A 12,691-nucleotide genomic window follows, 5' to 3' on the forward strand; every position below is an offset into this window, starting at 1 on the left:
GGCCGGGGCGTCAGAATAGCAGGGGGTGGATGGGTTTCTCGTGGCGCCACCGGATGGGTTCCTGATGTCGTTTGACAACCCTCGGGTCCGCTCGCGCCGAAGAAGGCGCAGAACCGCCCCACCTCGGCTCAACCAGGCCATTCGAGCCTGAACGGGCCCCCGCTAGCCGTGGCCATTTATACGCTGCTAGGAGTTACAGACGACCGCGCGTCATCCGTTTTGACACCGCCTCGACACGTTCGGGAGATGCGAAGCCGTCAGAGAGGCACGCCATAGCGGTCGTTCGGGCGACCCCTGTCCTGACGCGGTCGCGCGTCTCCGTTTCCGCTGACCATCCGTCAGGGGACGGAGACACGCAGGTCATAATCATCGGGGCGCCGATGGTCAGCGACGGGAAGGTCGTCGAACCTATGGCGCCAGTCGGCGTCGTCGCACCATCGAAGGCTACGGGGCGTCGGGCTCTTCCATCGTCGACCTACGTCAGCTTGGCGCAGCGCTCCAGCAACGTCCTCATCAGGAGGGGAGGGCTGACCAGGACCGGGACGGAGCGCGACTTTGCGAGATCACCGGCTAGATGGGCCAGCGAGGCCTGAGCCAGTACGATGACATCTACGCTGTCGGATACTTCCGCCACGGCGTCGCACACTATCCTGTCATGGCTTTCGCGATCACCCGCAAGGAGAGCCGTGTAGGCGTCGGTGCGCAGCACGGGCTTGATCGACACTTGGCAGCCTTGCGCTTCTGCGTGGGACCGAAGCAAGGCCGAGCTCGGCTCCAGTGTGCTCACAGCGGTGCAGACAAGAGCGACGCGCCGCCCGGTCCGCACAGCGGCCGCCATCAGAGGATCATCGATCTTCAGCACGGGCCGGTCGAGCAACGGGCGCACGAGATCGACAGCAGGCGAGGTCGACGAGCAAGTCATGACGATGAGGTCGGCCCCGGCATCCGCGGCCGCCAGCACCTGGCCGACGACGCGCCGGTACACTGCCGTCTTGTCTTCCCCCCGGAGCAGGTCCTGCAGTAGACTCTCGTTCAGGATGTGAAAACAATCCACGTCCGGCAAGGCCTCCCGCATCCGGGCGCGGAACACATCGACCAGGAATCCCACCGTGTGGATGAAGGCAATCCGATGAACCATGATGGATCCTCGTTTCGACAGGAGCGAGCGGCGCGTCCACCTCCGATCCCCGCGTGCCCATGACCCGGGGTCGAGTAGGATGGCTGGCCTCTGTTGGCACCGTGACTCGGACTATCGCGCGTAGGGGTTGGAGCGGTGCAGTGCCCAATCCGCTTCGCTGAACCGGTCCCGTGCGAACTGCCCCTGGTGCCAATATGGGTAGAGCATCGGTATGGCGCTCACGTCGTCCAGCTTTTGGCGCTCGGCGTCCGTCAGCGTGATGTCGACCGCCGCGATATTATCCTTGAATTGGCCCTCGGTCTGCCCTCCGATCACCGCCGACGTGATGCCGGGGCGCTCCAGCGCCCAGGCGAGCGCGATCTGCGCGGCCGACACGCCGCGGGCATCTCCGATCTCGACAAGCGCGTCGACGATGGTCCAGAGACGCTCCTGATCGCGGATCGGAGGCTCTGTCCAACCCTTAGCCTGGCGTGATCCTTCCGGCACCGGGCGGTCGCGGCGATGCGCGCCGGACAGCAGCCCGGCCGCGAGAGGACTCCAGATCAACACGCCGAGGCCTTGGTCGACCGAAATCGGCAACAACTCGTATTCGGCTTCGCGCGCCTCCAGCGTGTAATGGATCTGCTGAGTGACGAAGCGCGGATAAGACTTGAGGTCGCTCACGCCAAGCGCCTTCATGATGTGCCAGCCGGAATAGTTCGAACAGCCGATGTAGCGGATCTTGCCCTGGGTCACGAGGCTGTCGAGCGCGCTCAGCATTTCGTCAAGCGGTGTCGTGCCGTCCCACTCGTGCATGTAGTAGACGTCGATGTGATCGCGACGCAGGCGCTTCAGGCTGCGCTCGCATTCACGCATCAGGTGATAGCGCGACACGCCCTCGTCATTGGGGCCGTCGCCGATCCTCATGCGCGCCTTGGACGAGATCAGGACGTCGTTCCGGCTCTCGCCGAGCGCCTCCCCCAGGATCTCTTCGGACAGGCCGAGCGAATACATGTTGGACGTGTCGAAGAGGTTGATTCCGCCGTCCCGGCAGGCGCCGATCAGTCGTTGCGCCTCCGGCACGCCCTGACTGCCCGTCATGGCAAAATCGCCTCGCCCTCCGAAGGTGAAGGTCCCCATCGTCAGGACGGAGACCTTGAGGCCGGATCGGCCGAGCATACGGTATTTCATGTCTGTGTCCTTGTTCCGGTCGCGATCGCCTCACCCGTCTTCCGAGTCGGGTTCAGCTCAGCGGCTTCGACTTCAGGCGAAAGCGACCGCGATGTGGGCCGCGCTCGTGTCGGCGACGGTGTAGCGTGATCTGGTGCACCGATTCGAAAACGTTGCGTCCGTATTCGAGGTCACTCGGTGCGCGTGTTACCGGTGGGCCGGTTCGTCCCGACGGCCGGATGACTTGGTTGCGTCGGCCCACCAGAGCGCTTTCTCCTCTGGCGAATTCGCCCAAGCTTGAGAACTCAACGTAGTTTCATCGGTTTGGTGTTGCCGATGCGTCTCCAAGAAAGCCGAGATACTGCTCTAAGACGAAGCTTTTCGCTTGTTGTTCAGCGAGTCGAACAGCACGGCGAGGAAGATGACCGCTCCCTGGATGAACTGCACCCAGAACGGCTCGACGTTGTGCAGCGTCAGTCCATTGTTGATGACGCCGATCAGCAGAATGCCGAGGATGGTGCCCAGCATGGAGCCGCGGCCGCCGAAGAGCGAGGCTCCGCCAATCACCACGGCGGCGATCGCGTTGAGCTCGAGTCCGCTGGCGGCTATCGGTTGCGCGGAGTCGAGCCGCCCCGCCAGTATGATACCGCCGAGACCCGCCAGCGCCCCCGAGATCACATAGACGGCGAGCAGCGTGCGGCGGACCGGAATACCCGTCATGAGGGCCGCTTCGCGATTGCCCCCGACGGCATAGACCTCGCTGCCGAATACGGTCTTACCCAGGATGAAGGCGCCGATACTCAAGGCCAGCAGTGAAACGATGCCCGCAATGGGGAAGAACCCCACGAGACCGCCGCCGATGGCATCGAAGCTGTCGTCGAAGCCAAAGAGCGTGGCGCCGTTCGGCAGGATGAAAGCGAGACCGCGCGCCATCGCCATGGAGGCGAGGGTGACGATAAAGGGATTCATGCCGAGCATCGTCACGGCCAGGCCGTTGAACAGACCGCAGGCGGCCCCGACCAGGACGCCGATTACGACCGCTAGCGCGACCGGCACATGAGCCTGCATGGCCATGGCTGAGACGATGCCCGCCAGTGCCACGACGGAGCCCGAGGACAGGTCGATGCCCCCCGTGATGATGACGAACGTCTGACCGCAAGCGACGAGCGCGATCAGTGACGTCGCCACCAGGATCGCCATCAGGTTGGCGGTGGACAGGAACGAGCCCGTCGAGAGCGACAGGTAGACCACGATGGCGAGGAAGACGGCCAGGACCGTGAGGCCGCTGAGATCCACCTTCTGGCGCGGCGCTTCGGCCGATCTCCGGTCGGCCGGAACTGATGTTTCCTTGATGCTCATCCGCCTATCCGATGGCCGCGAGTGACATGATGCGATCCTGACTGAAATCGGCCCGCTCCACCTCGCCTGCGAAGCGGCCGGCGCGCAGCACTCCGATACGGTCGCAGAGGCCGAGCAATTCGAGCAGGTCCGAGGAGACGATCAGCACCGCGGCACCTTTCGCGGCCAGGTCGCCGATGAGTGTGTACACCTCCACCTTGGCGCCGACGTCGACGCCGCGGGTCGGCTCGTCGAGCATGAAGATGCGCGGCGCCACGCTGATGGCGCGGGCCAGGACCACCTTCTGCTGGTTGCCGCCCGATAGGCGGCGGACCTCCTGACCGGACGATCGGGTGCGGATGCGCAGGGACCGGATCGACGTCTCGGCGAGGCCCGTAACCCGGCGTGCCGAGACGATGCCCCAGCGCGACAGAAATTTCAGCGTCGACATCGCCACGTTCTTCCGGATGGAGAAGGGCAGCACGAGCCCTTCGAGCTTGCGGTCCTCCGGCGTCAGCACAATGCCGCTCCGCAGCGACCTGCGAGGCGAATGGGGTTGATAGTCCGCGCCGTCGACCCTGATGCGGCCCTCGGCAACGGGCAGGACGCCGAAGATGGTCTTTAGAACTTCGGACCGGCCCGCTCCCACGAGCCCCGCCAAACCGTAGATTTCGCCCGCCCGCACCGTGAAAGAGACGTCGCTGAAGCGGCCGCGGCTCGCTAAACGCTCCACTTCCAGGAGAGGCAGGCCGGGCGTGATGTCGCGCTTGGGGACGAATTTATCGATCGGCCTGTTGACCATGGCCTGCACGAGGCTCGCCTCGGTCCAGGCGCCGACCGGCCGGTCGTCGACGCTGCGGCCGTCCCTCATCACCGTCACGCGATCGCAGACGGCGAAGACCTCCTCGAGGTGGTGACTGATGAAGATGATGCCGACGCCGTCCGCCTTTAGCGCCGCGATGGTGCTCATGAGGAATTCGACCTCATGGCTGGTAAGCGTCGCGGTCGGCTCGTCCATGACGATGATCCGCGCCTTCTGAGACAGGGCGCGGCCGATCTCGACGAGTTGGCGCTGCGCCAGCGAGAGACTACGGACCCGCGTCCCCGGCGCGACATCAAGCCCGACCCGCTTCAGCACCGCGGCCGCGTCGCGCGCCAGTCGGCGCCGCTTGATGGTTCCCACCGGCGTCGTCGGTAGCACACCCGCGAAGATGTTCTCCGCCACCGTCCGGTCCGGGAAGAGGCTGAGTTCCTGGTGAACAACCTTGATGCCGGCCGCTAGCGCGTCACGCGGCGTATGCGGCTCGAAGGACTTGTCCTCGATCCAGATCGCCCCACCATCCGGCCTGTGGACGCCGGCCAGGATCTTCATGAGCGTCGACTTGCCCGCCCCGTTTTCGCCGACGATGCCGAGCACCTCGCCTGACTGCAGCCTTATGGAGACATCGGTCAAGACCTGAACGCCCAGGAATGCCTTGGACACGTCCTTCATGTCGAGCAGGCTTGTCATCGCGCCTCCGTTCGCCGGCCGAGACTCTGACCGGGGCGTCACCAGCTAGAGCGCTCTCGCCTTCAGCGACCTCGCTCCAGCTTAGATTGGAATTGACTGCAGTTCTACTACGTCAAGCTGGCGAAGGCGTTTTGAACGAGACCGATACTGCTCCAGAGCTGTGTCGGCCTTCTTGGAGGCGGCTTGGCGGTTCCAGGCCGAACGGTTGCTCCCGATCGGAGCCGCAGCGGATCCGCCGAGGCCGAAAGCGCTCTAGACCGCCTCGCCCCACAGGCCGTAGTTCTTCACTTCCTCACTGTCGATATTATCCTTGGTGATGAGGATATGTGGCCAGAATTCATGCGCCGGGATCTTCGACTTGTCGCCATTGTAGAACTGATCGACGAACTTGACCGACTGCGACGCCATGGTCAGGGGATTTTGCGACAGCGTCGCATCCATGTCGCCCTTGCGGATCGCCGTCAGAGCCTGACGTGTGCCGTCGATTCCGATGATGATGATGTGCTTGGGGTCGCCGATCGGGACGTTGCGGCTCGCCTGGCGGATGGCGCGCAGCGCACCGACGGCGTTGTCGTCGTTGCCGTTGAACACTGCATCGATCTGCGGATTGGCCGCCATAATCTGGCTCATCAGATTGAATGACTTCTCTTGATCGAACTGGCCTTCCTGGCGGGCCACAAGCTTGAGATCGGGATTCTGTGCTGCGATGCTCTTGAATTCGTCCATGAAGCCGCGGTCGCGGTCATCGCCCGCCGTCGTGCCGATAAGACCCACAAGATCGACCACGTTGCCCCGGATTTTGCCATAGCGCGTCTTGAGCTGCTCGGCGATGTAACGCGCGCCTTCGCGCCCCATGGCGACGTTGTCGGTCTCAAGAAAATTGGTCTGGCAATCGCCGCAAGCTGCGCCGCGATCGAGCGTGAAGACCGGGATCTTCTTGGCATCGGCCCGCTGCACCACCGGGACGATGGCGTTGGCGTTGATGGGATTGAGGATGAGCGCATCCACGCCCTGGTTGATCAGATCCACCACCAGGCTCGCCTGAGTGTTGGCGTCCCCGTTGGCATTGGTGTTCAGAAGCGTCATGCTCGGGAATCGCTTGACGGCGTCAACCACCCCCTTGGTCATACCCTGGAAGAAGGGGTTCGCCAGAGTCGACACGTTGTAGCCGATCTTCAATGGCTTGCCGTCGGCGGCCCGGGCCAAGCTGGGCAGCAAGCTGGTCAGAGCCAAACCGCCTGCGCCTCGAATGATATCACGCCTGTCCATCGCGTTTCTCCCAAACATGCGGCCGTCTTTGTCGCGGCACCTGCTATTAGAAATTAGACTGGGCTTGAAGCCCAAGCGCTGTCAAGGTACCTTTGATAGCGCTACCACGAAGACGGCTTAAGCCGTCGCAGCTTTGGCGGACGCCTTGCGCTTGCTGGTTGATGGGCGCCCTTGGGGAGGATCGATGACACAGTGCGAGAATGCTTCGCCATCCTTCAGGATCGGCCTTGTCGCGCTGGCCGTCCCGCCCACGGCAATGACGGGCGAACGCGACCGGTCGATCGTGAGCGTGGCCGATCCGGCGTCGATCGGCGCGGCGATGATGCCGAAGGGCGCCCACGGCCGGGCCGCACTGCCTGGCGCATGTCTCGCCATCACCGGCCTGCCCATCGGCGTGGCGCGCTTACCTCCCATGGAGCTAGGATCGGCATGATGCAACTCGTGATCCGTTTCGGACCCATGAACACTTCCCGCGCACGCCGGCGCGCCGATCTCACGCGCCCGGCATAGGAGGTCTCCCCATGAAGAAGATCCTCAACAGGCCCGTCGATTACGTCGACGAGATGTTGGACGGCCTTTGCGCCGCCCATCCCGACATCTACGCGCAGCCGAGTCCGCGGGTGATCACCCGCGCGGGAGGCGCGACTGCCGGCAAGGTCGGCTTGGTGACAGGTGGCGGCTCGGGCCACCTCCCGGTCTTCACCGGCTATGTCGGCCGGGGCCTGCTCGATGCCACCGCCATCGGGGACGTCTTCGCGAGCCCGTCGGCCGAGCAGATGGCCGAAGCCATGCGGCGCGCCGACGGGGGCGCCGGCGTGCTGCGCCTCTATGGCAATTACGGCGGCGATGTCATGAACTTCGACATGGCTGGCGAGATGCTCGAGATGGAGGATATCGCGTCCACCACGGTGGTGCTGGCCGACGATGTCGCCTCCGCCGCGCCGGAGGAGCGAGCGAAGCGCCGGGGCGTCGCCGGCATGATTTACGCGTTCAAGATCGCCGGCGCCCGAGCCGAAGAGCGTGCCAGCCTCGACGAGGTGACGACCACGGCCCAGAAGGCCGCCGACGCCTGCCGATCCATCGGGATGGCGCTCTCCCCCTGTATCGTGCCGCAGGCTGGCCGCCCCACCTTCGAACTCGGGGAGGACGAGATGGAGATGGGCATGGGAATACATGGCGAGCCGGGGATCTGGCGCGACAAGACCAAGCCCGCCGATGCCATCACCGACGAGATGATGGACCGCCTTCTGGCCGACACGCCGCTCGGCCGCGACGACCGGGTTTCGATCCTGGTCAATTCGCTCGGGGCCACGCCGCTCGAGGAACTCTACATCATGTTTCGGCGCGCCAAGGCCCGGCTCGACGACCTCGGTGTCGCCATCACGATGCCGCTCGTCGGCCGCTACGCCACCTCCATGGAGATGACCGGTGCCACGATGACGATCTGTCGGCTCGACGGCGAACTCGAGCGCCTGTTGCGAGCGCCGGCCAATTGCGCCTATTGGACGGTGACGTGATGGGCGAGATCACCGCCCCCGCCCTGGCCGCTGCCGTCGCGCGGATCGCCGTGGCCGCCGAGGCTTTCGCGCCCGAACTGAATGCCGCCGATGGGGCGCTCGGAGACGGTGACCTCGGCATCACGGTCTCGCGCGGCTTCGGCGAGGCCGCCGGGGCGGCGCTGCCCGCAGACGTCGGCTTGGCATTTCTCGAATGCGCCAAGGCTTTCCAGCGCGTCTCGTCTTCGTCCTATGGCACGTTGGTGGCCACGGCCTTGATGGCGACCGCCAAGGCAACCAAGGGCCGCGACGCCGTGCCGGCCTCGGACGTGCCGGGGCTGCTGAAGGGCGCGCTCGATGCCATGATGGCGCGGGGCAAGGGCAACCTCGGCGAGAAGACGGTTCTCGATAGCCTTCATGCCGTGATGCTGGCGCTCGACGAGAGGGGCGAGGGTGACGTGATGCCGGCTGCCGTGCGCGCCGCGCGCGAAACTGTGGAAAGCTTCAGGGCGCGGCCCAATAAGCTCGGCCGCGCCCGGATGTTCGGGGATGGCAGCATCGGCCTTGCCGATCCCGGCCAGTTGGCGTTCTGCCTAATCGTCGAGGCCCTGCAGACGGCAATGGTCCCGGCCGGTCGGACGGGAGTTACCGATGGCGATTAAGCGTGGAGCCCTGGTGGGTTGCGGATTTTTCTCCCGCAACCACCTCCAGGCGTGGCGCGACCTCGGAGACCGCTGCGCCATCGTCGCGGTTTGCGATCTAGACCCAGCAAAAGCCGAGGGCGCCGCCTTGGAGTTCGGCATCCCCGCCCACTACGCCAGCGTGGAAGAGATGCTCGATCGCGAAGCCCTGGATTTTGTCGACATCGCCACCACGGCGCCATCCCATCGCGCCATCGTCGAAGCCTGTGCCCGACATGGGGTGGGTGCCATCGTCCAGAAACCCATGGCACCCACGTGGAAGGACGCGACGGCTCTCGTCGTCGCCATGGAGCAGGCCGGTCGGCCCCTCATGGTCCATGAGAACTTTCGCTTCCAGGCGCCTCTGCTGCGGGCGGCGGAGTGCCTTGCCTCCGGCATGATCGGCGAGCCCACCTGGGGGCGCTTCTCCTTCCGCACAGGCTACGACATCTATGCCGGCCAACCCTATCTCGCCGAGGTCGAGCGGTTCGTTCTCCTCGATTTGGGAATCCACGTGCTGGACGTCGCGCGGGTCTTGATGGGCGAAGCCGACAGCGTCGTCTGCCGTAGCCAATCGATCCGCGACGGCATCCGGGGTGAAGACATGGCGACAGTAATGCTCGGGCACCGCGGCGGGGCGACCAGCATCGTCGATGTCTCCTATGCCAGCCCGCAGTCACCCGACCCGTTTCCCCAGACCTTGCTCCACGTCGATGGCCGGAAAGGCTCGATCCAGCTGGAGCGCGACTTCCACCTGATCGTCACCACGCCTGCCGGGACGACCAGTGAGAGCGTGGCGCCTCGGGCGAGCCATTGGATGAGCCAGCAATGGTGCCTGATCCAGGACAGCGTGGTGACGACTCAGCGCCACTGGCTCGACTGCCTGGACCGCGGGACGGAACCTGCCACGTCGGGGCGCGACAACTTGAAGACCTTCGCGCTGGTGGAAGCTTCCTATCTCGCGGCCGCCTCCGGCCGTAGAGAATCGCCCGCGACCGTGTGAGCCTCCGAGCGGCTCGCAGGGGAGGCATGGTGAGTGTCACCGCCGACATGACACGCGCTGGAGCCGTCCGGCCGCCCTACCACTGGTGTCAAACGGCCAGGAAGCCGCCGTCCACCGGCAGGGTGTGGCCGGTCGTCATCGCGGCACCGGGCCCGACCAGGAACAGCACGGCATCGGCGACCTCCTCCAAGGTGGCGAGCCGGCGCATCGGCGTGGCATCGATGATGCGGCCGGTGGCGACCGGATCGGCAAGGAGGCCGCGGGTCAGGTCCGTCTCGACGTAGGTGGGCGCCACGGCGTTCACGCGGATGCCGAGCGGCGCCCACTCGACCGCCAGGGCACGCGTGAGGTTCACGAGCCCGCCCTTGCTCGACTGGTAGGCGACATTCGGAAATAGCCCACCCGACAGCCCCATTACGGACGCGATGCTGACGATCGCGCCGCCGCGGCCGCGCATCTGCCGCGCCGCCTCACGGGCGCAGAGAAAGGCGCCCGTGAGGTTGACGCTGATCACGTGGGTGAAGTCTGCGGCCCGCATGTCCAGGGCGGGAGCGCGCACCGTGAGGCCGGCGCCGTTGACCAGGATGTCGATGGGTCCGAGCGCCTCTGCGATCCCCGCGAAGGCCGCCACCACGGCCGCCTCCTCGGCGACGTCGCATCGAGCCAGGTGATCGTGCGACGGCATTCCTTCGTCCGGCGCCCGGTCGACGATGGCGACGCGCGCTCCGGCGGCGGCCAAGCGGGCGACGCAGCGCGCCCCGATGCCGCGGACACCCCCGGTGACCGCAGCGACTTTCCCGGCCAGCACCTGCGGGATGAGGTGGTCGGACATCGTGGGATCCTTCTTGCGCGAGGGGTGGAGCGATCGTCGGCCAGGTTCCGGAAGCCGTCAACCGGGGAAGGAGCCGCCTTGCCGCAGAGGCTGCGGGCAGCGATGATGTCCGCCAGCAATCGTCCACCAAGGGCGACGGCGCGACCGGTGCGGGTCGCGGGGCGGGGAGGCTGGTAGGTGCAAAGGGAAGACAGCACGCGGTCCTATCTCGTCGCCCTGTTCGGGCTGATGGTACTGGTCTTCGCCGGCATCGGCCTCGGCAATCCGAGCTTCGTGTCGGGCGCGAGCCTCAGTTCGATGGCGTTCCAATTCCCCGAATTCGGTCTTCTGGCGCTCGCGATCCTGCCGACCATGCTGTCGGGCGGCATAGACCTTTCGGTGGTGAGCATCGCGAACCTAACCTCCATCGTGGCAGCACTACTCCTCAAGAGCGGTCACGAGGGGCTGGCGCTGCCGCTCGCGCTGGGCGCGGGCGCGGCCTGCGGCGTCCTCAACGGCGTGCTGATCGGCTATCTACGGCTTCCCGCCATCCTGGCCACGCTCGGCACCATGCAGGTCATCGGCGGCTTGGGCATCGTGGTCACGGGCGGACCGGCCGTCACAGGCCTGCCCGACTGGTATGCCGCGACGGTCAATGCCGCGCCGGGCGGGATCCCTGTGCCGCTCACCGTCTTCGCCGTCGTTCTTGTCGCGCTGGGCGTCCTGCTCCGGTTCTCGAGCACTGGCGTGCAGGCCCGCCTCTACGGTGCCAACCCCATCGCGGCGCGTTTTGCCGGCATCCCCGAGCGGCGCCTCATTATGACCATCTATGTGGCGAGCGGGATCATCTCGGCCCTGGCGGGCCTGGTCATCCTGGGCCACGCCAACTCGGCCTACGCGGATTACGGCACGTCCTACGTGCTGCTCGTCGTGCTCATCAACATCCTGGCCGGTGTCAACCCGGCGGGCGGATCGGGCACCGTGAGCGGGGTCCTGCTCGCCGTCCTGTTGCTACAGTTCATCTCGAGCGGGCTGAATTTCCTGTCATTCAGCGCTTTCCTGCGCGACCTGTTTTTCGGATTGCTGCTCGTGATCGTCATGTCGCTGCGCGTGCTGGGCGGGCAGTTTCGCCTCGCGGCCTGGCTGGCGCGCCGGTCCGCGTGAGTGCGAGGTCCCGGTGATCATCCATTTACGGCTTCGCGATCGACGGCTACAGTTTCAGGAGTGCTAGCGCACATCGTGACCCTACGTCAGAGCAGGGCACTTCCGGAGGAAACACCGTGACGATCAAGCACAAGGTCTTCGCAGTCGGGTTGGCGTTGGCCCTGGCGGGCGGCGGTGCCGCCGTGACCCAGGCGCAAACCAAAAAGTACACCATCACCACCGTTGTGAAGATCGCCGGCGTCGCCTGGTTCAATCGCATGGAACAGGGCGTCGCGCTCTTCGCCAAGGACACGGGGCAGAACGCTACCCAGGTCGGGCCGGCCTCCGCGGACGCGGCGCTTCAAAATCAGATCGTCGAAGATCTTATCGCCAAAAAGGTCGATGCCATCACTGTGGTGCCGAACTCGCCCGAATCGATGGAGCCGGTGCTCAAGAAGGCGCTCGACAGTAAGATTGTGGTGGTCGGCCATGAGGGTTCCAACCTCGAAAACGTCACCTACGACGTCGAGGCCTTCGACAATGCCGCTTTCGGGGCGCACCTGATGGACAATCTCGCCAAGGCCATGGGGGAGGAAGGCGAATACGCCGTCTTCGTCGGCCACCTGACGGCCAAGACCCACAACCAGTGGGTCGATGCCGCCATCGCGCGCCAGAAGGATAAGTATCCGAAGATGAAGCTCGTGGCCGACAAGCAGGAGAGCCTCGAAGACCAGCAGGTCGCCTATACCAAGACCAAGGAACTCCTGCAGGCGCACCCCAACCTGAAGGGCATCCAGGGCAGCGCCAGCACCGATGTGGCCGGCGCCGCCCTGGCGGTCGAGGACGCGGGCCTCGGCAGCCAGGTGAACGTCGTGGGCACCAGCCTGCCATCTATCGCCGGTCCATACATCACGAGCGGCACCATCAAGGCCATCTCGTTTTGGGATCCTGCCAAGGCGGCTTACGTGGTCGACAAGGTCGCCGTCATGGCGCTCGAAGGCAAGAAGGTCGAGGACGGCATGAACTTCGGCCAGGAAGGCTACGAGAAGGTGACGCTCAAGGGGCACGTCATCACGGGCCAAGCCTGGGTCGATTGCACCAAGGACAACCTGTCCACGTTCAACTTCTGACCGCCGCCGCGGCCGTGACCCGTC

General features: G+C 65.4%; 12 protein-coding genes. 6 read left to right on the top strand and 6 right to left on the bottom strand.

Annotated elements, in window-relative coordinates; translation table 11 throughout:
- Positions 1–475 precede the first annotated feature (475 nt).
- The 5 genes from D3272_RS25510 to D3272_RS25530 form a co-directional block, all read right to left on the bottom strand.
- Complete coding sequence (locus tag D3272_RS25510; RefSeq protein WP_129222053.1) at positions 476–1,138, bottom strand: aspartate/glutamate racemase family protein; 663 nt, start codon at positions 1,136–1,138, stop codon at positions 476–478.
- Positions 1,139–1,249: 111 nt separating this feature from the next.
- Positions 1,250–2,308, bottom strand: coding sequence for an aldo/keto reductase (locus D3272_RS25515; RefSeq protein ID WP_129222054.1), 1,059 nt, complete (start codon positions 2,306–2,308; stop codon positions 1,250–1,252).
- Positions 2,309–2,653: 345 nt separating this feature from the next.
- The gene (locus D3272_RS25520) at positions 2,654–3,646 is read right to left on the bottom strand and encodes an ABC transporter permease (protein ID WP_129222055.1); all 993 of its coding nucleotides are present in this window, start codon (positions 3,644–3,646) and stop codon (positions 2,654–2,656) included.
- Positions 3,647–3,650: 4 nt separating this feature from the next.
- Complete coding sequence (locus D3272_RS25525; protein ID WP_129222056.1) at positions 3,651–5,135, bottom strand: sugar ABC transporter ATP-binding protein; 1,485 nt, start codon at positions 5,133–5,135, stop codon at positions 3,651–3,653.
- A 252-nt stretch (positions 5,136–5,387) separates the two neighbouring features.
- Positions 5,388–6,404, bottom strand: a complete 1,017-nt coding sequence (locus tag D3272_RS25530) for a sugar ABC transporter substrate-binding protein (protein ID WP_165361531.1) — start codon at positions 6,402–6,404, stop codon at positions 5,388–5,390.
- 184 nt (positions 6,405–6,588) lie between these two features.
- Between D3272_RS25530 and D3272_RS25535 the strand changes: the two genes are divergently transcribed.
- The 4 genes from D3272_RS25535 (at position 6,589) to D3272_RS25550 (ending at position 9,583) form a co-directional block, all read left to right on the top strand.
- Positions 6,589–6,837: a hypothetical protein gene (locus D3272_RS25535; protein WP_129222058.1), complete on the top strand. Its 249-nt coding sequence runs from the start codon at positions 6,589–6,591 to the stop codon at positions 6,835–6,837.
- An 88-nt stretch (positions 6,838–6,925) separates the two neighbouring features.
- Positions 6,926–7,921 carry a dihydroxyacetone kinase subunit DhaK gene (locus D3272_RS25540; RefSeq protein ID WP_129222059.1) on the top strand — a complete coding sequence of 332 codons (996 nt, stop codon included), beginning with the start codon at positions 6,926–6,928 and terminating at the stop codon, positions 7,919–7,921.
- Positions 7,921–8,562 (top strand): dihydroxyacetone kinase subunit L, encoded by a 642-nt coding sequence (locus D3272_RS25545; RefSeq protein WP_129222060.1) that lies wholly within the window; start codon positions 7,921–7,923, stop codon positions 8,560–8,562. Before D3272_RS25540 ends, D3272_RS25545 begins: the two co-directional genes overlap by 1 nt.
- Complete coding sequence (locus D3272_RS25550; protein ID WP_129222061.1) at positions 8,552–9,583, top strand: Gfo/Idh/MocA family protein; 1,032 nt, start codon at positions 8,552–8,554, stop codon at positions 9,581–9,583. The genes D3272_RS25545 and D3272_RS25550 overlap by 11 nt, the downstream gene beginning before the upstream one ends.
- Positions 9,584–9,671: 88 nt before the next feature.
- Here D3272_RS25550 and D3272_RS25555 read toward each other — a convergent pair whose 3' ends face one another.
- On the bottom strand, positions 9,672–10,415 hold the full coding sequence (locus tag D3272_RS25555; RefSeq protein WP_129222062.1) for an SDR family NAD(P)-dependent oxidoreductase: 744 nt from the start codon (positions 10,413–10,415) through the stop codon (positions 9,672–9,674).
- A 177-nt stretch (positions 10,416–10,592) separates the two neighbouring features.
- On the opposite strand from D3272_RS25555, the gene D3272_RS25560 reads away from it, so the two are divergent.
- Positions 10,593–11,558 (top strand): ABC transporter permease, encoded by a 966-nt coding sequence (locus D3272_RS25560; RefSeq protein WP_245496792.1) that lies wholly within the window; start codon positions 10,593–10,595, stop codon positions 11,556–11,558.
- Positions 11,559–11,674: 116 nt separating this feature from the next.
- Positions 11,675–12,667, top strand: a complete 993-nt coding sequence (locus D3272_RS25565) for an autoinducer 2 ABC transporter substrate-binding protein (RefSeq protein ID WP_207210313.1) — start codon at positions 11,675–11,677, stop codon at positions 12,665–12,667.
- The last annotated feature ends 24 nt before the right edge of the window (positions 12,668–12,691 follow it).

The sequence above is a fragment of the Lichenibacterium ramalinae genome, assembly GCF_004137085.1.
In the GTDB taxonomy this organism is placed as follows: domain Bacteria; phylum Pseudomonadota; class Alphaproteobacteria; order Rhizobiales; family Beijerinckiaceae; genus Lichenihabitans; species Lichenihabitans ramalinae.